General features: G+C 73.7%; 21 protein-coding genes and 1 pseudogene. 10 read left to right on the top strand and 12 right to left on the bottom strand.

All coding sequences use genetic code 11. The features are described from left to right. Window positions 1-35: 35 nt before the first annotated feature. Together FHS34_RS16065 and FHS34_RS16060 are read right to left on the bottom strand one after the other, a co-directional pair. Complete coding sequence (locus FHS34_RS16065; RefSeq protein ID WP_184965690.1) at window positions 36-275, bottom strand: DUF397 domain-containing protein; 240 nt, start codon at window positions 273-275, stop codon at window positions 36-38. Next, window positions 272-1,117, bottom strand: a complete 846-nt coding sequence (locus tag FHS34_RS16060) for a helix-turn-helix domain-containing protein (RefSeq protein WP_225817481.1) — start codon at window positions 1,115-1,117, stop codon at window positions 272-274. The genes FHS34_RS16065 and FHS34_RS16060 overlap by 4 nt, the downstream gene beginning before the upstream one ends. A gap of 114 nt (window positions 1,118-1,231) precedes the next feature. Between FHS34_RS16060 and FHS34_RS16055 the strand changes: the two are divergent. Continuing rightward, window positions 1,232-1,645: pseudogene (locus FHS34_RS16055) on the top strand (ATP-binding protein); the annotation flags it as partial. A gap of 131 nt (window positions 1,646-1,776) precedes the next feature. Here the strand turns inward: FHS34_RS16055 and FHS34_RS16050 are convergent. Next, window positions 1,777-2,700, bottom strand: coding sequence for a DUF3027 domain-containing protein (locus FHS34_RS16050; protein WP_308288293.1), 924 nt, complete (start codon window positions 2,698-2,700; stop codon window positions 1,777-1,779). Between the two features lie 299 nt (window positions 2,701-2,999). Between FHS34_RS16050 and FHS34_RS16045 the strand changes: the two genes are divergently transcribed. From FHS34_RS16045 to FHS34_RS16030, 4 genes are all read left to right on the top strand, one after another. Next, window positions 3,000-4,400, top strand: a complete 1,401-nt coding sequence (locus FHS34_RS16045) for an MFS transporter (RefSeq protein WP_221508998.1) — start codon at window positions 3,000-3,002, stop codon at window positions 4,398-4,400. A 327-nt stretch (window positions 4,401-4,727) separates the two neighbouring features. Next, window positions 4,728-5,201, top strand: coding sequence for a DUF2771 family protein (locus tag FHS34_RS16040; protein ID WP_184965688.1), 474 nt, complete (start codon window positions 4,728-4,730; stop codon window positions 5,199-5,201). Continuing rightward, window positions 5,174-5,923 (top strand): futalosine hydrolase, encoded by a 750-nt coding sequence (locus FHS34_RS16035; protein ID WP_184965686.1) that lies wholly within the window; start codon window positions 5,174-5,176, stop codon window positions 5,921-5,923. The genes FHS34_RS16040 and FHS34_RS16035 overlap by 28 nt, the downstream gene beginning before the upstream one ends. Further along, the gene (locus tag FHS34_RS16030) at window positions 5,913-6,761 is read left to right on the top strand and encodes a 1,4-dihydroxy-6-naphtoate synthase (RefSeq protein ID WP_184965684.1); all 849 of its coding nucleotides are present in this window, start codon (window positions 5,913-5,915) and stop codon (window positions 6,759-6,761) included. The genes FHS34_RS16035 and FHS34_RS16030 overlap by 11 nt, the downstream gene beginning before the upstream one ends. 36 nt (window positions 6,762-6,797) lie before the next feature. Here the strand turns inward: FHS34_RS16030 and FHS34_RS43455 are convergent, their stop codons facing one another. Continuing rightward, window positions 6,798-7,181, bottom strand: coding sequence for a cold-shock protein (locus FHS34_RS43455; RefSeq protein ID WP_184965682.1), 384 nt, complete (start codon window positions 7,179-7,181; stop codon window positions 6,798-6,800). A 165-nt stretch (window positions 7,182-7,346) separates the two neighbouring features. On the opposite strand from FHS34_RS43455, the gene FHS34_RS16020 reads away from it, so the two are divergent. After that, the gene (locus FHS34_RS16020) at window positions 7,347-7,610 is read left to right on the top strand and encodes a hypothetical protein (protein ID WP_184965680.1); all 264 of its coding nucleotides are present in this window, start codon (window positions 7,347-7,349) and stop codon (window positions 7,608-7,610) included. Here FHS34_RS16020 and FHS34_RS16015 read toward each other — a convergent pair. Together FHS34_RS16015 and FHS34_RS16010 are read right to left on the bottom strand one after the other, a co-directional pair. Then, window positions 7,574-8,218 (bottom strand): HAD family hydrolase, encoded by a 645-nt coding sequence (locus tag FHS34_RS16015; protein WP_184965678.1) that lies wholly within the window; start codon window positions 8,216-8,218, stop codon window positions 7,574-7,576. The two genes, FHS34_RS16020 and FHS34_RS16015, sit on opposite strands and share 37 nt — an antisense overlap. A gap of 346 nt (window positions 8,219-8,564) precedes the next feature. Beyond that, window positions 8,565-9,623, bottom strand: coding sequence for a hypothetical protein (locus FHS34_RS16010; RefSeq protein WP_184965676.1), 1,059 nt, complete (start codon window positions 9,621-9,623; stop codon window positions 8,565-8,567). Between the two features lie 299 nt (window positions 9,624-9,922). On the opposite strand from FHS34_RS16010, the gene FHS34_RS16005 reads away from it, so the two are divergent. Further along, the gene (locus FHS34_RS16005; RefSeq protein ID WP_184965674.1) at window positions 9,923-12,526 is read left to right on the top strand and encodes a helicase C-terminal domain-containing protein; all 2,604 of its coding nucleotides are present in this window, start codon (window positions 9,923-9,925) and stop codon (window positions 12,524-12,526) included. Window positions 12,527-12,533: 7 nt separating this feature from the next. On the opposite strand, the gene FHS34_RS16000 is transcribed toward FHS34_RS16005, so the two are convergent. Next, window positions 12,534-13,073, bottom strand: coding sequence for a hypothetical protein (locus FHS34_RS16000; protein ID WP_184965673.1), 540 nt, complete (start codon window positions 13,071-13,073; stop codon window positions 12,534-12,536). Between the two features lie 257 nt (window positions 13,074-13,330). Between FHS34_RS16000 and FHS34_RS15995 the strand changes: the two genes are divergently transcribed. After that, window positions 13,331-14,974: a DNA repair helicase XPB gene (locus tag FHS34_RS15995; protein WP_184965671.1), complete on the top strand. Its 1,644-nt coding sequence runs from the start codon at window positions 13,331-13,333 to the stop codon at window positions 14,972-14,974. A 39-nt stretch (window positions 14,975-15,013) separates the two neighbouring features. Here the strand turns inward: FHS34_RS15995 and FHS34_RS15990 are convergent, their stop codons facing one another. From FHS34_RS15990 to FHS34_RS15980, 3 genes are read right to left on the bottom strand one after another with little or no spacing between them, the layout of a single operon-like run. Beyond that, the gene (locus FHS34_RS15990) at window positions 15,014-15,343 is read right to left on the bottom strand and encodes a hypothetical protein (protein WP_184965669.1); all 330 of its coding nucleotides are present in this window, start codon (window positions 15,341-15,343) and stop codon (window positions 15,014-15,016) included. Then, window positions 15,307-16,488 (bottom strand): glycosyltransferase 87 family protein, encoded by a 1,182-nt coding sequence (locus FHS34_RS15985; RefSeq protein WP_372478573.1) that lies wholly within the window; start codon window positions 16,486-16,488, stop codon window positions 15,307-15,309. The genes FHS34_RS15990 and FHS34_RS15985 overlap by 37 nt, the downstream gene beginning before the upstream one ends. 18 nt (window positions 16,489-16,506) lie before the next feature. Beyond that, window positions 16,507-16,689, bottom strand: a complete 183-nt coding sequence (locus tag FHS34_RS15980; RefSeq protein ID WP_184965667.1) for a hypothetical protein — start codon at window positions 16,687-16,689, stop codon at window positions 16,507-16,509. A gap of 262 nt (window positions 16,690-16,951) precedes the next feature. Here FHS34_RS15980 and FHS34_RS15975 point away from each other — a divergent pair, with 262 nt between their 5' ends. Next, window positions 16,952-19,018: a HelD family protein gene (locus FHS34_RS15975; protein ID WP_184965664.1), complete on the top strand. Its 2,067-nt coding sequence runs from the start codon at window positions 16,952-16,954 to the stop codon at window positions 19,016-19,018. 213 nt (window positions 19,019-19,231) lie between these two features. Further along, window positions 19,232-19,852, top strand: a complete 621-nt coding sequence (locus FHS34_RS15970; RefSeq protein ID WP_184965662.1) for an LppU/SCO3897 family protein — start codon at window positions 19,232-19,234, stop codon at window positions 19,850-19,852. A gap of 10 nt (window positions 19,853-19,862) precedes the next feature. On the opposite strand, the gene FHS34_RS15965 is transcribed toward FHS34_RS15970, so the two are convergent. Together FHS34_RS15965 and FHS34_RS15960 are read right to left on the bottom strand one after the other, a co-directional pair. After that, complete coding sequence (locus FHS34_RS15965; protein WP_184965660.1) at window positions 19,863-20,561, bottom strand: copper homeostasis protein CutC; 699 nt, start codon at window positions 20,559-20,561, stop codon at window positions 19,863-19,865. 89 nt (window positions 20,562-20,650) lie between these two features. After that, window positions 20,651-21,319 carry a maleylpyruvate isomerase family mycothiol-dependent enzyme gene (locus FHS34_RS15960; RefSeq protein ID WP_184965658.1) on the bottom strand — a complete coding sequence of 223 codons (669 nt, stop codon included), beginning with the start codon at window positions 21,317-21,319 and terminating at the stop codon, window positions 20,651-20,653. Window positions 21,320-21,542: the final 223 nt, after the last annotated feature.

Genomic DNA, 21,542 nt, shown 5'->3' with positions numbered 1-21,542 from the left:
TCTGCCAATCAGCACCAAACCCGCAGCCGACCCTGTCAGCGCCGGGCAGCGTACGAAACGAAGTCGACCCAGCTGACGGGCGCGACGGTGAGGACATCTCCGCCGGTCTGCTTGGAGTCCCGGATGTGAATGGTGGAGGGGGTGGGGGCTACTTCTATGCAGGAGTCGCCTTCGGGACCGTCGCTGTAGCTGCTCTTGAACCAGTCCAGGCCCACTTCGACGCAGGAGTCGGGGTCTGCACTACTGCTGTAGCTGCTCTTGAACCAGAGGATCATGTCTCTCCCAGCAGTTGTTCAATGAAGGCGAGCGACTCCCGTGGGGAGAGCGCCTGCGCCCGGATGATGCCATACCTCAGTTCGAGGATTCGGAGATGCCTGGGCTCGGAAACGGGACGGCCGTTGGCCACTCCTGGGGAGCGCCCGACCGCCGAGCCGTCCTCGAACTTCAGCACCTCGATGCCGCCTTCCGTTCCAGCATGCTCCGGGCGATCCATCGGCATCACCTGGATTTCGACGTTCCGCAGCTGGCCTATTTCAAGAGCGTGTTGCAGCTGCTGCCGTAGCAAGGACCGCCCATCCAAAGGGCGGCGAAGCACCCACTCCTCCAGGACGAAGCTGAGTTCCGGTGCCGGATCACGCGCGAACACCGACTTCCGGGACGTCCGCGCCTTCACCGCTCGCTCGATGTCGTCCTGCGTGATGGCGGGGCGCCGCATAGTGAACAGCGCCTGTGCGTACTCGGGCGTCTGCAGCAGCCCGTGGATGTTCAGCGGATCGTAAAGGGCGATCTCGACCGCCTTGGCCTCCATCTCGGCCAAAGCCCGCACCTTCTTCGGATACCGGACCTTCTCCACATCCTCCTTCATCGCGGCCAGCAGCCCGCGCGCGTCCAGAACCTTGTCGGCCTTGTCGAGGTACTCCGGCCTGGGGATCCGCTTCCCGGACTCGACCTTGTAGACCATGTCCTCGCCGTACCCGACGGCCTTGCCGAAGTCGGCCGCCCGCATCCCCACCGCTTCCCGGCGCAGCCTCAGCTGACGCCCGACCGTGGCGATGACGGCGAGCCCCCACTCGTCGTCCGGGTCGACCTCCCACCCCGGCTCCCCTTCCTCGCTCACGCCACCGCACCCCTTCTCGACAGCCCGGACACCACCGGACAACCCCCGGACAGTGACCGTACGCAACCGCATCGTCACTGTTCACAGGTAGCAGGCACGGCCACTCTGAGTGATGTGAACCAGGAAATCTCCACCCCCATCCCGAACTTCACGGCGCAGCTGTCCCCCACACCACGCGGCGCCCGGCTCGCGCGACAGCTGGCCGGAGAACAACTGCGCGCCTGGGGACTGCCGTTGGACCCGGCGGAACTGATCGTCGGGGAACTCGCCGCCAACGCCGCCACGCACGGCCGCGTGGCCGGCCGGGACTTCAGGCTGACGCTCTACGTCGTCGGTGACACCCTCCGTATCGAGGTGACCGACACGCGCGGTGACCGGCTGCCGTGCCCGGTGTCCGCTCCGCCGCCGGACGCCGACGGCGGGCGGGGGCTGCTGCTCGTGGCGGCGCTGGCCGAACGGTGGGGCACGGCGCCCGGCCTGTCGCCGCGCAAGACGGTGTGGGCCGAGGTGCGGGTCGGGCCGGCCGAAGGGGAGATCGGGCCGGCCGGAGTGCGGAACGGCTCAGGCCACAGCCCGGCGGCAGCGCCAGCCGCAGCCCCAGCCCAAGCCGCAGCCCCAGGGGCCGGCCCCCGGTTCCGGTCCCAGCTCCCGGCCGCCCCTCAGGAGTGGCCGAGTTCCGCCGTCTCCTCGTCGCCCATGTCCGGGACGGAGCCGGAGTCGCGGACCGGGCGGAGCGGGAAGGGGTCGACCCGGGTCTCGTCGACGACCGGCGCGGCCGGCTGCGGGGGCTTGGGCATGACCGCCGCCTCCGAGTGGGCTCCGCAGCCGTAGGCGAGGGAGACCACGCGGCCGTCCGCCGGGGAGAACTCGTTGGCGCAGACGCCGAAGGCCTGGCCGAGGGAGCCGCCGATGGGCGTCAGGAAGCCGCAGGTCTGGCAGGTCGCGGGGGCCGCCTGGGCCATCGGGGTCTTCGGGCCGTAGGCGTCCTCCCAGCGGTCGGCGGCGATGTGCAGCCCGTAACGGGACAGGACACGCGCGCGCCGCATGCCGAGTTCCTCGGCCACCGAGGCGATCGAGCCCCGGGTGGGGACCGTCGGCTGGGCGGCGGGGGCGCCGGCGGTGACGTCGGCGTCCTCGGCCTCGGCCAGTTCCCGCAGCTCCTCGGAGACCAGGGAGTTCGCCGGCGGCTCCTCCTCGGGCGTGTAGCCGGGCTCCAGGCGCAGGTCGTCCTGGTCGGTGGGGAGCAGGTCGCCGGGGCCGAGGTCGCCGGGGCGCAGGCGCTCGCTCCAGGGGACCCACTCGGGGGCGAGGAGGGCGTCGGGGCCGGGAAGGAGGACGACCTCGTCCAGGGTCACCACCTTGGCGCGGGAGGCGCGGGCCACGGTCGCGGCCCAGCGCCAGCCCCGGTAGCCCAGCTCTTTGCACTCGAAGAAGTGGGTGACAACGCGGTCGCCCTCCGACACCAGGCCGGTGTGCTCACCGACCACGCCGGGGGCGGCGGCCTCCTCGGCGGCGGCACGGGCGAGGTCGACGGCCTCGGCGCACAGGCGGTCGGGGGTGCGGCTTCGCGTTGTCGCGCTCACAGGTATCGCTTCTCTCCTACGCCGTCTCGTCGAGTGCGGCTGCCTCCGGCGGTTTCGCCGACGGAGCGGACCTGGGGACCGCATCGACGTCTGCATCCGCGCGCCTGGGCGCACCTCTGCCATCCATTCTGCGTTATGGCTGAGATAGGCACGCTACACCGGACGGGATTCTTGGATATTCCCACCCGCCCACCTGTGCCGGCCAGCCGGAAGCCGAGGGCACCGTCGTGCGGGGCTGTGCGCGGTCGTGCGCCGCCATCCGTGCCGTACCGCACTATCGGGCCGCATCTCGGGGCACTATGAACGTCGTGACAGCCGCGGACAAGGCGAGTGATCAGGGCGGCGGTTCGGGCCGGGTGGGTGGTGCCGTCCGCGCGATGGGCCGTGCCCTGCACTTTCCTGTCACGGGCACGGCACGCGGCATCCGCAAGGCGACGCACGCGCACGGCGCGGGCGAGTCGGGTCTGGGCAAGCTGATCGAGCTGCACGCGGTGAACGGCGCCGGGGACGTCATGGTGACGGTGGCGCTGGCCTCGACGGTGTTCTTCTCGGTGCCCACGGACGAGGCGCGGGGGCGGGTCGCGCTCTATCTCGCCATCACGATGGCACCGTTCACGGTCCTCGCTCCGGTCATCGGCCCGCTGCTGGACCGGCTGCCGCACGGGCGGCGGGCCGCGATGGCCGGGTCGATGCTGGCGCGGGCGCTGCTCGCGCTGGTGATCTCGGGGGCGGTGGCGAGCGGCAGCCTGGAGCTGTATCCGGCGGCGCTGGGCGTGCTGGTGGCCTCCAAGGCGTACGGCGTGGTCCGCAGTGCCGTCGTGCCGCGGCTGCTGCCGCCGCGGTTCTCGCTCGTGAAGGCCAATTCCCGGGTGACCCTGGCGGGGCTGCTGGCCACGGGTGCCGCCGCGCCGATCGCGGCGGGTCTGCACGCGCTCGGTGACCCGTGGCCGCTCTACGGCGCCTTCGTGATCTTCTCTGCAGGTACGTTTCTGTCGTTCTCCCTGCCGCCCGTGGTGGACTCGGCCAAGGGCGAGGACGTGGCGCTGCTCGCGGCCGACGAGCAGCATCTGCACGGGCCGTGCCGCAAGCGGGCCAGGCGGCCGGGGCTGCGGACGGTCGGGCCCGCGGTCACGCACGCGCTGGGCGCCAACGCGGCCCTGCGCTGCCTGTCCGGCTTCCTGATCTTCTTCCTCGCCTTCCTGCTGCGCGAGCATCCGCTGACCGGGCAGAGCGCGGCGGTGTCGCTGGGGATAGTGGGCGTCGCGGCCGGGGTGGGCAACGCCCTCGGGACGGCCGTGGGCGCCTGGCTCAGGTCACGCGCTCCGGAGATCATCATCGTGACCGTCGTCGCGGTGGTGCTCGGTGTCTCGGTCGTCGCCGGGGTGTTCTTCGGGACGTTCCTGGTGGCCTGTGTGGCGGCGGTGGCCGGGTTCGCGCAGGCGCTGGCCAAGCTGGCGCTGGACGCGCTGATCCAGCGGGACGTGCCGGAGCAGGTGCGCACCTCGGCGTTCGCCCGCTCGGAGACGCTGCTGCAGATGGCGTGGGTGTTCGGCGGCGCGGTGGGCATCGTGATGCCGCTCAACGGCACGGTGGGGCTGTTGGTCGGCGCCGCGTTCGTGGCCGCCGGCTGGCTGACCACGCTGAAGGGGCTGCTCGCCTCGGCCCGGCACGGCGGCCGGCCACGGCCCAGGGTGGCGTAGACCGGACCCGGCACCCGCCCCCGGGCACCCGCGACACAGCGAACCCGGCACGGCACCCCGCCCCCGGGCACGCGTGGCGTAACGATCCGGGCACGGTGTCCTCGCCCCCGAAGCCCCCCAAGCCGCCCCGGAACCGCCCCGCGAACCGCCCGCCGAGCCGCCCCGGAACCGCCCTCCCGAGCCGCCCGCCGAGCCGCCCCGGAACCGCCCCCCGAGCCGCCCGCGGAACCGCCCCCGGGGCCGTCCCCGGGGCCGCGTGGCGTAACGAACCGGGCACGCCGCACCCCACGTGGGCGGACGGCTGTGGGCGCCCGATAGCCTTCGGCCATGACCACGCTGCAATCCGTTGTGCGACGCCGCCGCGCCGTCGCTGTCGCCGGCGCCGTTTCCGCCGGACTGCTCGTCCTGTCGGCCTGTGACAAGCCGACGCCCGTCGCGACGGTCACCGTCGGCGGGGACTCGGTCAGCTCCGAGGCCCTCTGCTACAACGACGGCGAGAAGCTGAACGCCGAGTCGCTGAAGGACTGTGTCAAGAACGCCGACGACGTGAAGACGATCGAGGTCGGCCCGGACGAGACGGTCCGCATCGGCGTCGACCCGAAGATCGCCGAGGCGGGCTGGGTCGTGCTGGTCAACGGCCGCCCGTTCAGCGAGAACAGCAAGCAGACGTACCACACGATCCCGTACGGCGCGTTCTTCCAGGAGCAGTACGGCACCGGGGGCACCACCAACACCCTCGCGATCCAGATGGGTGAGAAGAACACCAAGGGCGTGTGGTCCTTCAAGCTGAAGAAGGGCTGATCACGACTTCCGCCGGAAGGGTCCTGGCCGTCACCGCGGTTCCCGTCGAGCGGGACGCGGTGGCCCGGGCGTTGCCCGCGGCGGCCGAGGAGGTACGGCTGCCGGGCGCGACCCTGTGCCGTACGGCCGCGGACTGGGACCTGCTCGCCGCCGGTGTGGGTCCGGCGCTCGCCGCCGCCTCCACCGCCGGCGCCCTCACCGCCGCCGCGCTGGCCGGCCGCCCCTACGGTCTGGTCGTCTCGGCCGGCATCGGCGGCGGCTTCCCGCACGGGGCGCCCGTCGGCTCCCTCGTGGTCGCCGACGCGATCACCGTGGCCGACCTGGGGGCCGAGACCGCCGACGGTTTCCTCCCGGTCACCGAACTCGGCTTCGGCACCGTCACCCACCGCTCGCCGGAATCACTCGTTCGAGTCGCATCCGAGGCCACCGGTGCCCGTATCGGCACGATCCTGACCGTCTCCACGGTGACCGGCACCGCCGCCCGTGCCGCCGCCCTGCGCGCCCGGCACCCCGGCGCGCTCGCCGAGGGCATGGAGGGCTTCGGGGTGGCGGAGGCCGCCGCCGCGCACGGCGTGCCCGTCCTGGAGATCCGCGCGGTCTCCAACCCGGTCGGCCCCCGCGACCGGGCCGCCTGGCGCATCGGCGACGCCCTCGCCGCACTCACCGAGGGCTTCGGGAAGCTCGCGCCCGCACTGGAGAGTTGGAACGCCCATGAGCACTGAGCCACTGCAGATCGCGTACTCCCCCTGCCCGAACGACACGTTCGTCTTCGACGCCCTCGCCCACGGCCGCGTCCCCGGCGCCCCCGCGCTGGACGTGACCTTCGCCGACATCGACATCACCAACGGCATGGCCGAGCGCGGCGAGTTCGACGTACTGAAGGTGTCGTACGCGGTCCTGCCGTACGTCCTCGGCAAGTACGCGCTGCTGCCGTGCGGAGGCGCGCTGGGCCGGGGCTGTGGGCCGCTGGTGCTGACCCGGGAGCCGGGAACGGACCTGACGGGCCGTACGGTCGCCGTGCCGAGCGAGAAGTCGACGGCCTATCTGCTGTTCCGCCTGTGGGCGGCGGACACCCTGCCGGGCGGGGTCGGCGAGATCGTGGTCATGCCGTTCCACGAGATCATGCCGGCCGTGCGGGACGGCAAGGTGGACGCGGGCCTGGTCATCCACGAGGCCCGGTTCACCTATCAGAACTACGGGCTGCACAAGCTCGCCGACATGGGCGAGCACTGGGAGCGGACCACCGGGCTGCCGATCCCGCTGGGCGCGATCATCGCCAAGCGCTCGCTGGGCGCCGAGGCGCTCGGCCGGCTCGCCGACTCGGTCCGTGCCTCCGTGCGCGCCGCCTGGGACGACCCGGAGGCCTCCCGGCCGTACGTCATGGCGCATGCCCAGGAGATGGACCCGGCCGTCGCCGACCAGCACATCGGGCTCTACGTCAACGAGTTCACCGCCGGCCTCGGAGAGCACGGCTACGCGGCGGTCCGCGGGCTGCTCACACGAGCGGCGGCCGAGGGACTCGTACCGCCCCTCGGCCCGGACGCGCTCGCGTTTCCCTGACGGATTCCCGGATTCCGGGTCCCGTCGGAACAGGGATCAGACGTCCAGCTGGTCGGCGACCGCGCGGAGCAGACCGGCGATCTTCTTGCCGGAGGCCTTGTCCGGGTAACGGCCCTTCTCCAGCATCGGCGTGATGTTCTCGAGAAGGGTCGTCAAATCCTGCACGATCGAGGCCAGCTCGTCCGGCTTCTTGCGCTGGGCGGCGGCGACCGACGGCGTCGGGTCGAGCAGGATCACCGACAACGCCTGGTCGCCGCGCTGACCGGCGACGACTCCGAACTCCACGCGCTGTCCCGGCTTGAGCGCATCGACTCCGTCGGGGAGAACCGAGGAATGGACGAAGACGTCACCGCCGTCGTCGCGGGAGAGAAAGCCGAAGCCCTTCTCACTGTTGAACCACTTGACCTTGCCGGTAGGCACGTCTGTCCTCGTCCTCGTACTCGTCGGGAAAACTACTTCGGAAACGGCTCTTGATAGCACTGGGGCGGGTCGACCATGACCCGCCGCTACCAAGGCTAATGGTCTTCGGGCGGGTGACAAGACGTTCCCCGGTTGTTCTCTCGCGCAGGGAACTACCCTGGTCCGGTGCGTGACAAAACCCAAACGAATTCCGCCGCGCCCGGTGACCGACTGATCCGCGCCGGGGCCGTCGTCTTCTTCCTCGGAGCGGTCGCCACCCTCGTCACGGTGGCCCCGCTGTTCGTCGGGGCGAGGCCTTTTCCTACGTACATGTTCGGCCTGAGCATGCTCATGGCCGTCGGATTCCTCGTCGCCGGCGCCGGTGTCCTGCGGTCGGTCACCGCCGGGCGGCGTCAGGCGCGGGGGGCCGCACCGGGCGCCTCGCGGTAGCCGGAGAGCCACGCCGGGAAGGCGGACAGACCGGTGAGGACGACGTCCGCACCGGCCGCGGCCAGTTCACCGGCCGGGCACGGACCGGTCGCGACGGCGACCGAAAACGCACCCGCCGCGCGGGCTCCGCGCACGTCCCCTACGTGGTCGCCGACGTACACGCCGGCGCCGTACTCGCGCAGCGCCGCCGCCTTCTGCTCGGCCCACAGGTCGCCGACGACCACGTCCGGCTCGATGCCGAGGTGGGCCAGGTGCAGCTTGGCGTTCGGCTCGTACTTCGCCGTCACCACCATCGTCCGTCCGCCGGCCGCGCGCACCGCGTCGATCGCCTCCCGGGCACCGTCCATGGCGGGCGTCGCGGCGATGGCTATGGAGGGGTACATCTCCCGGTACAGGTCGGCCATCGCCGGCACCTGCTCGGGCGGGAACCACTGGATCAGCTCCTCCGCCAGCGGCGGCCCCAGCCGGGTCACCGCCAGATCGGCGTCGATGAACGTCCCCGTGCGCTCGGCGAGGGCCAGGTAACAGGCACGGATGCCCGGCCGTGAGTCGATGAGGGTCATGTCGAGGTCGAAGCCGACGGTGAGGTGGAAAGCCATGGGGGCCATTCTGCCGGGCACCGCCGGGGCGGGGTGGATGAGCGGACGACGCGGTGACGGGGCCGACCGTGTGGGGTTGTTGATGCGGGGTGGGTGAGTGCGGGGGGCGGATCCGCGCCGTGGGGGTGGCCGCCGTCTGCCGGGTGCGGTCCGTGCCGGGCCGATCGCGCAGTTCCCCGCGCCCCTTTGGGGCGCTGCGGCGCCGGCGGCTTTCGGAGCGGGCCGGCTGGTCCCACCCAGGGGCGCGGGGAACTGCGCGACCTGCCACGACGCGGCGGCAGCCGGACGACGGCCGAAGGCAGCGCGGCGCAGCCGGATGGTGAGCGTGGGCAACGCGGCGCAGCCCGGGCGTGGGTCAGTTCTTTTTCTGGGAGCGCCAGACCAGGTAGGCGGCCGAGGCCAGGGCCGCTCCGCGGATCACCCAGGGCCAGGTCTCGCCTACGGCGTCGTTCAGGTGGCCCTGGGCGATCGGCTCACCCCAGCGCCCCTCGTTGCGCCCCCACAGCCACACCAGCCCGGCCCCGACCGCCGTGCCCGGCAGCACCATCACCGCCCACTTGGTCTCCGCTGCCGTCAGGCGCCGGGAGCCGTAGGCGATCACCCAGCCCAGGAGCAGCGCGAACCAGTTGCCGAGCACGGTCCCGGCGACGAGCGCGGCGGCGGCCAGCAGCAGGAGCGGGTTGGACCAGCGGGGCAGGAGCCGGCGCGCGGGGGTGTCGGCCGGCGCGGCCGCGCGGGCGGGGCGCAGGCCCAGGAGCCGGCGGCGCGGGGCGGCGGCGGGCGCGGGGCCGGCGGGGTCCGCCGCCGGCTCGGTCTTCTCGGTGGCCGCTTCCGCCGCGTCCCGGGCCGGAGGGCGCCTGAGCATGTCCGGGATCTCCACCCCGCCGACGAACCCCGGCACGGAGTCGATGTCCGCCTGGGGACCGCCGGTGCCCACCCGCCACCAGTCGGGCGGCAGGGCGCCGTCCCCCAGCTCGTGCGCGGGGGCGAGGTGCGGCGGGGCCGGCCCGTCACGCGGCGCGGGCGGCTCGGGCTCGGCGGGGCGGGGGCGCGGTACGACCCGGCGCAGCCCCTTCGGCCGCTCCCGCTCCGCCGGCTCCCGCGTCCGCTCCGCCTGCTTCCGCGTCCGTTCGCCGGCGGCGGGCTGTGCCGGTACGGCGGCGGAGGGCGGTTGCGGAAGCGCGCCGTTGCCGCCCGCCGCCGCGACGACCTCGTCGGGGGTGCCGATGTGGTCCAGGATGCGGCGGACGGCGGCGGGTGAGTCGACCGTCGCCTTCGCCCGGCTCCGGTCGATCTCGTTGCGCAGCTCCGACACGAGCCGCATCCGCGTCGCCGACGGCAGCTGCCGCTGGTGGGCGATGTCTCCGACGCGGCTCAGATACTCGTAGACGACCTGGTCGCTCTCGATCCCCACGGAACCCCTCCGGGGTGCGCCGACTGATTCCCCGTGAGGACGGTACCGGTTCTTTCCTGTTGGCCGTGCGAGCGGCCTCGGCGGTCGTCCGGCCGCGGGCCGGGCGGGCCTGTTCGCGCAGTTCCCCGCGTCCCTGCCGGGGCCCGGGCATGTGGCCTCGGTCGTCGGCCGGGCGCGGGTTCGTCGGGGCTGGGCGCGCAGTTCCCCGCGCCCCTTTTGGGCGCCGTAGTGCTGGTGCTGTCGGGGCGGGGGCGGTCGGGCTCTCGGGTGGGGCGGGGTTGTCCGCTACCGTTGGCCGGATGAGCCCCGAGGCCCACTCAGCCCCTCGGTCCCTCGCGGAGGCGCTCCGCGTGCGGGACGACGCCTCCCTGGCCGCGCTGCTGCGCAGCCGTCCGGACCTCGTCACCCCCGTACCCACGGATCTCACCCAGCTCGCCACCCGCGCCGGTACGCGCGCCTCGGTGCTGCGCGCCCTGGAGCGGCTGGACCGGTTCGCGCTCCAGGCGGCGGAGGCGCTGGCGGTGGCCCCGGACCCGGCGTCGTACGGCACCCTGCTCGGGCTGATGGCCGGGGACGCCGGCGACGAGGCGGTGGCCGGCGCGCTGCCGCGGGCCGTCGCCGCCCTGCGCGAGCAGGCGCTGGTGTGGGGCGAGGACGACCGGCTGCGGCTGGTGCGGACCGCCCGCGAGCTGCTCGCGCCGTCGCCGCAGCATCCGTCCCCGACCGGGCTCGGCCCGACCGTGCAGGAGGCCACCTCGGGCATGTCGCCGGGGCGGATCCAGGAGATCGTGGCGGCGGCGGGGCTGCCGTCCACGCACGACTCGGTGTCCGCCGTGACCGCGCTGACCACGCTGTTCACGCACCGGAAGAAGATGGCGAAGCTGCTCGCCGGGGCCCCGGAGGCCGCCCACGAGGTGCTGTCCCGGCTGGTGTGGGGACCGCCGTACGGGCAGGTCACCGCGGAACCGGCGGCGCACTTGCGCTGGCTGCTGGACCGCGGCCTGCTGCTGCCGACCGCACCCGGCACGGTCGTGCTCCCCCGCGAGGTCGCCCTGCACCTGCGCGAGGGCCGCGCCCACCGCGCGCCCGAACCGGTGCCGCCCGCCGTGGCGCCGGCCGCGGCCCACGGCCCGCAGGTGGTGGACGCCACCGCGGCCGGGCAGGCGTACACCGCGCTGGCCACCGTGGAGGAGCTGCTGAAGGACTGGGACGAGGGCGGGCCCGCCGTGCTGCGGGCGGGCGGGCTCAGCGTCCGTGACCTGAAGCGGACCGCCGTGGCGCTGGACGTGTCCGAGCCGGTCGCCGCCTTCTGGGCCGAGCTGGCGTACGCGGCCGGCCTGGTCGCCTCCGACGGGGAGGCCGACGAGCGGTACGCGGCCACTCCCGCCTACGACGAGTGGCTGGAGCAGCCGCCGGCCGAGCGCTGGGTCCGGCTCGCCCAGGCATGGCTGACGGCCACCCGCACCGCCGGGCTGGTCGGCGGCCGGGACGCGAAGGACCGGGCCCTGTCGGCGCTCGGGGCGGGCCTCGACCGGTCCGCCGCGCCCGAGGTACGGCACCGGGTGCTGTCCCTGCTGGCCGGACTCCCGCAGGGCGCGGCCCCGGACGCCGGGTCGGTGCTGGCCCGGCTGCGCTGGGAACGGCCGCTGCGGGGCGCCCAGCGCGACGGCGACGACGATCTGCGCTCCCGGCTGGCCCGCTGGACCCTGTCGGAGGCGGAGCTGCTGGGCGTGACCGGCCGGGGCGCGCTGGCGGCGCACGGGCGCGCGCTGCTCGGGCTGCCACCCGCCGCCGGGGCCGGCTCGTCGAAGGCGGGCCCGGCCGGGACCGGCGCCCCGGCCCCCGGCTCCCTGGCCGCCCCCGATGCCGGTTCCCCCGTGCCGTCCGGTCCCGGCGACAAGCTCCCGGTGCACCACCACCGCGCGCCCGACCGGCTCGCGCCCCTCTCCGCCGCCGACCAGGCCGTCGCGGCCGCCGCCGCGGCCCGGCTGCTCGCCCCGCTGCTGCCCGAGCCCCTGGACCACGTCCTGCTCCAGGCCGACCTGACGGCGGTCGCCCCCGGCCCGCTGCGGCGGCCGCTCGCGGACATGCTGGGCGTGCTCGCGGACGTGGAGTCCAAGGGCGGCGCGACCGTGTACCGGTTCACGCCGGCGTCCGTGCGCCGGGCCCTGGACGCCGGCCGGGCCGCCGCCGACCTGCACGCCTTCCTCACCGAGCACTCCCGAACCCCGGTCCCGCAGCCGCTCGCCTATCTGATCGACGACGTGGCCCGCCGGCACGGCCATCTGCGGGTCGGCGCGGCCTCGGCGTACGTCCGCTGCGACGACGACGCCCTGCTGAACGAGATCCTCGCCGACAAGCGGGCCGCCGCCCTGCGCCTGCGCCGGCTGGCCCCGACCGTGCTGGCCGCCCCGGCCGATCCGGCGACGCTGCTGGAGGGGCTGCGCGCGATGGGGTACGCGCCCGCCGCGGAGTCCGCCGAGGGCGATGTCCTGATCACCCGCGCCCACGCCCACCGCACCCCGCCGCGCACCGCGCCCGAGCCGGTGCCGGACGGGCCGCCGCCGCCGGACGCCACGCTGCTGGCGGCGGCGATCCGCGCGATCCGGGCCGGTGACCTGGCCGCCACCGCCCCGCGCAAGTCGGCGGGCGAGCCCCTGGCGGGCGGTGAGCTGCCCCGGACCTCCTCCGCCGAGACCCTGGCCACCATGCAGGCCGCCGTCCTGACCGGCGACGCCGTGTGGATCGGCTACGTCAACGCCGAGGGCGCCGCCAGCCAGCGGGTCATCGCCCCGATCCGGGTGGAGGGCGGCTTCGTGACGGCGTACGACCACACGGCGGACGAGGTGCGGACGTATCCGCTGCACCGGATCACGGGGGTCGCCGAACTGGCGGACGACTGAGTACGGCTCAGCAGTCTCCGACCGGCGCGTTCGCGGGCAGGCCGAAGCGGGTGCGGGCCGCGCTCTCCAGGGCGGCGGCCGACATGGGTCTGCCCAGGGCGGCGCTGCCGACGCGGCCGAAGTGGTCCTTGGTCCAGCGGGCGTTCCCGGCACCGTCGGGCGCCTCCTCGCGCGCCACGACCCGGTAGCCGCCGTCCGCGGTCCGGGCCAGCCGCAGCACCTGCGGAACCTGTCCGGCGCCGCATTCCACCAGGCTGCCGTCGCGCACACCGTACTCGACGCAGAGCGTGTTGACGCCCGCGCGCACCTCGCCACCGCGGTCGTCCAGGTCGAGCGCCTCGGCCCGGCAGAACCAGTGCGCCTCCAGCGCGGGCACGGTCCCGCCGTACCCGGTCCCCCGGTTCTCCGCCGCCAGCCGGGCCTCGATCACCGGCCGTACCTCGCTCCAGAGCCGTGCGTCGACCTGCCCCGGCCACATCGCCCAGACGCCGGTGGCCACCAGCACCACCACGGCCCCCGCCCCGGTTCCCCACCTGACTGCCGGCATCACCCGCACTCCTCACCGCCCCCGCGCCACACCGCTTCGCCGGAGTAGACACCCGGACCCGGGGCGGGGTTGCCCCGCGAGGACACGTGCGTCGGCAGGGGCGCGGACGGCCGGCTCTTCGTCGTGGAAGCCGCGCGCTGACCCCGTTTCCGCAGGTGGTGAAAGCAGGTACGGCCGGCTGACCCCATGGGCAATCCGGCCCGATGCGGCACACTGGTTGTTTGGCCACGTCCAGCCGTTCGGAAAGGCAGCCGCGCGTGAACGGTCCCCTCATCGTCCAGTCCGACAAGACCCTGCTCCTGGAAGTCGACCACGAGCGGGCCGACGAATGCCGGCGGGCCATCGCGCCCTTCGCCGAACTGGAGCGGGCGCCCGAGCACATCCACACCTACCGGGTCACCCCGCTCGGCCTGTGGAACGCGCGCGCCGCGGGCCACGACGCCGAGCAGGTCGTGGACGCCCTCGTGCAGTACAGCCGCTACCCGGTGCCGCACGCGCTGCTCGTGGACATCGCCGAGACGATGGACCGCTACGGCCGCCTCACCCTCAGCAAGCACCCCGCGCACGGACTCGTACTCACCACCACCGACCGGCCGGTGCTGGAGGAGGTGCTGAAGTCCAGGCGGATCACCCCGCTGGTCGGCAACCGCATCGACCCGGACACCGTCGCGGTGCACCCCTCGGAGCGCGGCCAGATCAAGCAGATGCTGCTGAAGCTGGGCTGGCCGGCCGAGGACCTCGCCGGGTACGTCGACGGCGAGGCGCACCCGATCGAGCTGCTGGAGGACGGCTGGAACCTGCGGCCGTACCAGAAGCAGGCCGTGGAGAACTTCTGGCACGGCGGCAGCGGCGTCGTCGTGCTGCCCTGCGGCGCCGGCAAGACGCTGGTCGGCGCCGGGTCCATGGCCCAGGCGAAGTCGACCACGCTGATCCTCGTCACCAACACCGTCTCCGCCCGGCAGTGGAAGCACGAGCTGGTGAAGCGGACCTCGCTCACCGAGGACGAGATCGGCGAGTACAGCGGCACGAAGAAGGAGATCCGCCCGGTCACCATCGCCACGTACCAGGTGCTGACGACCAAGCGGAAGGGCGTCTACCCGCACCTGGAGCTGTTCGACTCCCGGGACTGGGGGCTGATCGTCTACGACGAGGTGCATCTGCTGCCCGCGCCGGTGTTCAAGTTCACCGCCGACCTCCAGGCGCGCCGCCGGCTGGGGCTCACGGCCACCCTGGTGCGCGAGGACGGCCGGGAGTCGGACGTGTTCTCCCTCATCGGGCCCAAGCGGTTCGACGCGCCCTGGAAGGAGATCGAGGCGCAGGGCTACATCGCGCCGGCCGACTGTGTCGAGGTCCGGGTGAACCTGACCGACTCCGAGCGGCTGGCCTACGCGACGGCCGAGACGGAGGAGAAGTACCGCTTCTGTGCGACGACGGCGACCAAAAGGAAGGTCACGGAGGCGATCGTCCGCCGCTTCGCCGGGCAGCAGATCCTCGTCATCGGCCAGTACATCGACCAGCTGGACGAGCTGGGCGAGCATCTGAACGCCCCCGTCATCAAGGGCGAGACCTCCAACGCCCAGCGCGAGAAGCTCTTCGACGCGTTCCGCGAGGGTGAGATCAGCGTGCTGGTGGTGTCGAAGGTCGCCAACTTCTCCATCGACCTGCCCGAGGCCACGGTCGCCATCCAGGTGTCCGGCACCTTCGGCTCCCGGCAGGAGGAGGCCCAGCGGCTCGGCCGGGTGCTGCGCCCCAAGGCCGACGGCCACCAGGCCCACTTCTACTCGGTCGTCGCCCGCGACACCATCGACCAGGACTTCGCCGCCCACCGGCAGCGCTTCCTGGCCGAGCAGGGCTACGCCTACCGCATCGTGGACGCGGACGAGATCCTGGCGGAGGGCTGAGCCCGCCCAGGAGGACGGGCGCGGCGCCTGGAGAGGTGCCTAGAAGAAGGCGTGGTACTCCATCCAGCCCTTGGTCTTGCCGGACTTGCCGTAGTACCAGTCGCCGCCCTTCGCGGTGCAGTACACGCGCACGTTGCTGCCCACGAAGACGGACTTCTTCACCTTGGACTTGAAGCTGGGGCTGGTGTACATGTCGGCGTGGTCCCACTGGACGACCTGAAGGGTCTTGTCCTTGATGTTCTTGGTGCAGCCGGAGGAACCGACGGCCGAGGCGCCGGGCGCGGCCAGGACGGTGGCGCCGAGGGCGAGGGCGGTGGCGGCGGTCAGACCGCTCACCGCCTTGCGGAGCGGAAGCTTCGAGAAGGGCATGTCGATTTCCCCGTTTGCTCGGTCGAAACGATCGGACAACGGCTGATCATGCTGTCATACGAGATGGCCAGCCCGAGCACCAGGAGCGGGTAAGCAGCTGCCAACGGTTGCTGCCACCAAGGAAGTTCCAGGTCGAGGGCGCCCTCGTGGGGCACCAGCCATATCGTGCGGGCGGTGAAGACGAGGGCCACCAGCGCGGCCGTGCGGGTCCGCCCCTCCGCCAGCAGCACGGCGAGCAGCGGCACGCACCACACCCAGTGGTGGGTCCAGCTGACCGGGCAGACCAGCAGGGCCGTGAACGCGGCCAGCAGGATGCCGTGGCTGTCCCGGCGGGCACGGGCCGCCAGCGCCAGGCCCGCCACCGCGACCGCTGCCGCCGGCAGCACCCACAGGAGGCCCGGCTCGGGATCGCCCAGGGCCCGTGCGGCCAGCCCCCGAAGGGACTGGTTGTCCACGATCCACGCCTTGCCGACCCGGCCGGTCTCGTACAGGCGCCGGGTCCAGAAGTCGGCGCTCGCGGAGGGGAGCAGGACGGCACCCAGCGCGACCGTCCCGCCGAAGGCCGCCACCGCCGTCACCGCCTCCCGCGCCCGGCCCCGCAGCAGCAGGTAGGCCACGAACACGGCCGGGGTGAGCTTGATGCCGGCCGAGATCCCGAGGGCGAGGCCCTTGGCGCGGGCGCCCGCGGGCCGGGTCAGGTCCCACAGGGCCAGACAGGCGACGGCCAGGTTGATCTGGCCGAACAGGAGCGTCTGGAAGACCGGCTCCAGCCAGAGCGCGGCCGCGGTGGCCGCGCAGAGCAGGGGCAGGTGCGGGGGCAGGCGCAGGGGCCGGGACGCCAGGCGGGCGGAGAGGGCGACGAAGACGGCGAGCAGGAGCGCGTTGCCCGCCAGGAACGCCGCTTTCAGAGCCGGCACGGAAAGCCAGGTGGCCGGGACGAAGAGGACCGCCGCGAAGGGCGGGTAGGTCGCGGGGAGCCGCCACTCGGTGACGGTGAAGCCGTAGAGGTCGGTGCCGTGGGCCACGGCCGCGCCCTCGGCCCGGTAGACGAGGAGGTCGGCCATGGGTGCGCCGCGCAGGGCGCACAGCGTGACGAAGGAGGTGAGGGAGAGGGCGAGAAGGAGCAGGGACGTCCGTTTCCGCACGGACGCGACCCTATGCCGTTACTTGCGGCGTATGCCCGCTTCCTCGCCGTACTCGCCGAGGATCGCGACGCTGAACGCCGCCTCGGCGAACACCTTCAGGGCGCGCAGGGCGTTGCCCAGCGGGTGGTGGTGCGGGCCGTCCACCGCCGTGGCGCCGGACGGGGGCCGGACGGGGGAGGGAGAGATGGTTGCTGCGCTCATGTCTCCATGGTGGAACTCGGGACCCCTCTCACGCATCGGTCCACGGGTCCGGTTCCGGACGGCCTTTCGTAGATCTCCGGGTGGACCCCGCCCCTACGCCGGGGGCACCTCGTCCCCTAGGGGACGGATATTCGTTGGACCCGCGCCCCCGCGCCCCCTAAAATCTCCGCTCTTGCCCGCCTCCTCACGGAGAGCCGCCGTCCGGCCGGAAACCGGACGGCACCGTCGTAGCCCACGCCACAGGCCCAACGGAGGCACCCCCTTGTCCGCGCCCACCCACGAACCGCCCGCCGGCCCGTCCGTCGACCCCCTCGCCCGAGAGCGGTCCCACCTCGCCTCGTCCCGCGCCGCCCTGCGTGCCATGCGCGAGGACGTCGAGGCCCTGGACATCCGCGACGTCACCGCGAACTGGGTGAACGCCGAGGTGCTCGCCCGCCAGATCGACGAACGCATCAAGGCCCTGGCCGACCTCAGCGACACCCCGCTGTTCTTCGGGCGGCTGGACTACCTGCACGCCCCCGGCGCCGAGCAGGCCGAGGGCGCCGAGGGCGAGCAGTTCTACATCGGGCGCCGTCATGTGCACGACGCCGGCGGCGACCCGATGGTCATCGACTGGCGCGCGCCGGTCTCGCAGCCGTTCTACCGGGCGTCCAAGAAGGACCCCATGGACGTCGGGCTGCGCCGGCGCTTCGGCTACACCGGCGGCGATCTGACCGCGTACGAGGACGAGCACCTCTCCGACCCGGCCGAGGCGGCCGCCACCAGCAAGCTGCTCCAGCAGGAGATCGAGCGGCCGCGCGTCGGCCCGATGCGGGACATCGTGGCCACCATCCAGCCGGAACAGGACGAGATCGTCCGCTCCGGCCTGTCCGGCACGGTCTGCGTGCAGGGCGGCCCCGGCACCGGGAAGACCGCCGTCGGCCTGCACCGGGTCGCCTACCTGCTCTACGCCCACCGGGAGCGGCTGGCCCGCACCGGCACCCTGGTCATCGGGCCGAACCGGTCCTTCCTGCACTACATCGAGCAGGTCCTGCCCGCGCTCGGCGAGCTGACCGTCCGGCAGGCCACGGTGGACGACCTCGTCGCCCATGCCGAGGTGCGCGGCACGGACGACGCCGCCGCCGCGCTGGTCAAGGGCGACGCCCGGATGGCCGAGGTGCTCAGGCGCGCCCTGTACGCGCACGTGACCCTGCCCACCGAGCCGGTCGTGGTCGTGCGCGGCTCGCGGCGCTGGCGGGTGCCGGCGTACGAACTGGAGGAGATCGTCCGCGAGTTGCTTGCGCGGGGCATCCGCTACGGCGCCGCCCGTGAGGCCCTGCCGCAGCGCATCGCGCACGCGGTGCTGGTGCAGATGGAGCGGGCCGGGGAGGCCCCGGACGACCGGGTGCAGGACGCGGTCGCCCGCAACAGCGCGGTGAAGGCGGCCGTGAAGGCCCTGTGGCCGGCCGTGGACCCGGCGAAGCTGGTGCTGCGGCTGCTCGGCGAGGCGGAGTTCCTCGCCGAGCACGCCGCCGGGATCCTGGACGAGGACGAGCAGAAGACGGTGCTGTGGGCCAAGCCGGTGCGCAGTGTGAAGTCGGCCAGGTGGTCGGCGGCGGACACGGTGCTGATCGACGAGGCGGCCGACCTGATCCAGCGCACCCACTCGCTCGGCCATGTCGTGCTGGACGAGGCGCAGGACCTGTCGCCGATGCAGTACCGGGCCGTCGGCCGCCGCTGCACCACGGGCAGCGCGACCGTCCTGGGCGACCTCGCGCAGGGCACGACCCCGTGGGCGACCCGGAGCTGGGCTCAGGCGCTGGCCCACCTCGGCAAGCCGGAGGGCGCGGTCGAGGAGCTGACGGCCGGTTTCCGCGTGCCGACGGACGTCATCGCGTACGCCTCCCGGCTGCTGCCGCACATCGCGCCCGGCCTGGCCCCGGTCGCCTCCGTCCGGGAGAACCCGGGCTTCTTCGAGGTCCGTACGGCCGCCGGGACGTCCGACGTGGTCGCCGCCTGCGAGGAGTTGCTGCGCAACGAGGGCTCGACCGGTCTGATCGCCGCCGACGCCCGTGTCCCGGAGCTCGCCGAGGCCCTGGCGGCGGCCGGCATCCCCTGCCTCGCCCCCGGTGAGGAGACCACCCGCGAGACCCGGCTGACCCTCGTCCCTGCCTCGCTCGCCAAGGGCCTGGAGTACGACTACGTGGTCCTGGACGAGCCGCAGGCGGTGGTGGACGGCGAACCGGACGAACGCACGGGGCTGCGGCGTCTGTACGTGGCGCTGACCCGTGCGGTGTCCGGCCTGATCGTGACGCACTCGGCGCCGCTGCCCGCGCAGCTCGCCGAGTAGGGTGCTGTGCCGTTCCGGCATGTCCCCCTGGAAAGGCACCCGTTGAGCACGCCCCAGCCGCACTCCGCGCACCCGTACCGACAGCCGCCGGGGCCGTACCAGCAACCTCCGGCGCCGCACCAGCAGCCCCCGGGCTCGTACCACCAGCCCCAGGCGCCGTACCCGCCCGCCGCCGGGCCCGGCCACGGGCCCGGGTGCGAGGTGTGCGGGGCGATGCCCGCCGCGCCGGTGACGGTGCGCGGGCACCAGGGCATGGTGGTGGTCATGCGGTTCCTGCGGCGCCGGGGCGTGCTGTGCCGCACCTGCGGGCTCGCCGTGTTCCGGCAGATGCAGGCGGACACGCTGGTGCGGGGCTGGTGGGGTGTGCTGTCGATGCTCATCACCCCGGTCGTCCTGCTGCTCAACCTCGGTGCACTGTCGGGCATCCGCAGGCTCCCGCCGCCGGCGACGGCCGCCTGGCGTCCGCCGCTGGACCCCGGCCGCCCGGTGCTGCGGCGGCCGGCCGCTCTGTTCGCGCTCATCCCGCTCGGCGGGCTCGCGATACCGCTGGTCGCCGTACCCGTGCTGATGGTCTCCGGGACCTCGAAGGAGCCGAGCGGCGTCCACTTCACGCCCAGGCGGAACCTCGACCCGCTCTCGGTGGGGGCCTGCGCGCACAACGACCGCGAGTGGCCGCACCAGGATCTCAGGAACGTCCCCTGCGACTCCGCGGACGCCCAGTACCTGATCACCGAGCCGAAGAACGGCTACTGCGCGGCCGGCGACTACGTGGCCCACCTCCAGTACAGCGTGGACGGCGACTCCACCCTGTGCCTGCGCCCGGTGAAGAGATGACCGGCGACGGCTAACCGGCGGCGCCGTCCACCGCCGTGCGCCACCGGGCGACCGCGTCCGCCGAGACCGGTCCCCGCCAGCCGTCGGGGCGGGCCGCCCCGCCGATGTGGAACGCCTTGATCCGGCCGGCCCGGAGCCGGGCCACATGATCGAGGCGGAGTCCGCCGCCGACGAGGATCTGCTGCTCGTACCCGGGCTCGCCGTCGTGCGCGGCCTCGGCGAGCAGCGTGGGCAGGCCGTCGTCCACGCCCGAGGCGGAGCCGGCGGTGAGGTAGGTGTCCAGGCCGGGCAGATCGGCGAGCTGCTTGCGCAGGGCGTCCCGGTCGGCGGCCCGGTCGATCGCCCGGTGGAAGGTCCACCGGCAGCCGCCGAGCGCGTCGACGACCCGCTCCACCGCGGCCAGGTCGACCCCGCCGTCCGCGGCGAGGAAGCCGAGCACGAACTGGTCGGCGCCTGCCTGCCGCAGTTCCCCGGCCACGCCGGCCAGCCGGTCCACGTCCCCGGCCGCGAACCCGTCCGCGAGGCGGAGCATCACGCGCAGGTCGATGTCGACGGCGGCACGGATCGCGGCGACGGTGGCGGGCGAGGGGGTGAGCCCGTCGGCCGCCATCTCGGTGACCAGCTCCAGCCGGTCCGCGCCTCCGGCCTGGGCGGCGACCGCGTCCTCGACGTCGAGGGCGATCACCTCCAGGACTGCACGCTTGCTCATGGCACCCCATTCATCGGCATTCATCGGGCGACTACAGGTCTAGTCCAATTCAAGAGTACGCCGGTCCCGGTGCGCCACGGTGCCCTCACTCACCCGAAGATGTTCAGCTCCGTCTCCCGCGCCCCGGCAAGCTCATACGTCACGCCCGTAAGGGGACGCCCCGCGTACAGGCGCAGCAGCGTGGCCGCCCCGCCGATGTACCGCGCGGGCGGCCCGTCCGCGGCGGCGGCCCCGAGCCGTACCGGGTCGTCCATGTCGTCGAGGTCGGCGTGCAGCGGCAGGTGCCCCTTCTCCCGGGTGATCCGCGCCAGCAGGGTCAGCGCGTCCGGCAGCCCGGCCCCCGCGTAGGCCCCCGGCTCCTTCCAGGCGTCCCGCACGTCCCCGGCGTGCACCCACTCACCCAGGGCGATCACGTCCAGCCGTCCGTCCCCCCGGGCGATCACCGGCCCGGCCTCGGTCATGCCGCGCTCCAGCTCGTCCACGACCCGCGCGTTCGCCCAGCCGGCCCGCTCCGCGATGTCCCGGTCGTTCGACTCCGGTGAGAACGCCTCCCTGTCCAGCCGGCCCTCCACCACGCGCATCAGCGCGGCGGAACAGTGCGCCAGCACATCCCGCACGGTCCACCCGGGACACGCGGCCGCCGGCAGCGCGAAGTCGGCGCCGGGGCGGGAGCGCAGCAGCGGTACGAGGGCGTCGCGCTCGACGGCCAGCAGCCGTCCGGGGAGTTCGGGGTCGCGTACTTCCGGCGTGTCCGTCATGGCGGTCACGGTAGGGGTGCCGCGGGGCGGCCGTCACGGGGGCCGAAGGACAACGGCCGGCCAGGAAAGCCGAGAAGGACCGGCGGGGCGACGGGCGGTGGCACCGGCGGGCAGCCGGACGGTGGGGACCGGCGGGCAGCCGGACGGTGGGGACCGGCGGGCAGCCGGACGGTGGGGACCGGCGGGCAGCCGGACGGTGGGGACCGGCGGGCAGCCGGACGGT

It is taken from the genome of Streptomyces echinatus (assembly GCF_014203595.1).
Classification (GTDB): domain Bacteria; phylum Actinomycetota; class Actinomycetes; order Streptomycetales; family Streptomycetaceae; genus Streptomyces; species Streptomyces echinatus.
Note: the sequence above shows the minus strand (reverse complement) of the source record. Positions and strands in the feature narration are given on the sequence as shown.

Excerpts from the sequence above, each read along its gene's own strand:
- FHS34_RS16065 (WP_184965690.1), bottom strand. The coding sequence starts at position 275 with ATGATCCTCTGGTTCAAGAGCAGCTACAGCAGTAGTGCAGACCCCGAC.
- FHS34_RS16045 (WP_221508998.1), top strand. The coding sequence starts at position 3,000 with ATGAACGTCGTGACAGCCGCGGACAAGGCGAGTGATCAGGGCGGCGGT.
- FHS34_RS16040 (WP_184965688.1), top strand. The coding sequence starts at position 4,728 with ATGACCACGCTGCAATCCGTTGTGCGACGCCGCCGCGCCGTCGCTGTC.
- FHS34_RS16030 (WP_184965684.1), top strand. The coding sequence starts at position 5,913 with ATGAGCACTGAGCCACTGCAGATCGCGTACTCCCCCTGCCCGAACGAC.
- FHS34_RS16015 (WP_184965678.1), bottom strand. The coding sequence starts at position 8,218 with ATGGCCCCCATGGCTTTCCACCTCACCGTCGGCTTCGACCTCGACATG.
- FHS34_RS16005 (WP_184965674.1), top strand. The coding sequence starts at position 9,923 with ATGAGCCCCGAGGCCCACTCAGCCCCTCGGTCCCTCGCGGAGGCGCTC.
- FHS34_RS16000 (WP_184965673.1), bottom strand. The coding sequence starts at position 13,073 with ATGCCGGCAGTCAGGTGGGGAACCGGGGCGGGGGCCGTGGTGGTGCTG.
- FHS34_RS15990 (WP_184965669.1), bottom strand. The coding sequence starts at position 15,343 with ATGCCCTTCTCGAAGCTTCCGCTCCGCAAGGCGGTGAGCGGTCTGACC.
- FHS34_RS15980 (WP_184965667.1), bottom strand. The coding sequence starts at position 16,689 with ATGAGCGCAGCAACCATCTCTCCCTCCCCCGTCCGGCCCCCGTCCGGC.
- FHS34_RS15970 (WP_184965662.1), top strand. The coding sequence starts at position 19,232 with ATGCCCGCCGCGCCGGTGACGGTGCGCGGGCACCAGGGCATGGTGGTG.
- FHS34_RS15965 (WP_184965660.1), bottom strand. The coding sequence starts at position 20,561 with ATGAGCAAGCGTGCAGTCCTGGAGGTGATCGCCCTCGACGTCGAGGAC.
- FHS34_RS15960 (WP_184965658.1), bottom strand. The coding sequence starts at position 21,319 with ATGACGGACACGCCGGAAGTACGCGACCCCGAACTCCCCGGACGGCTG.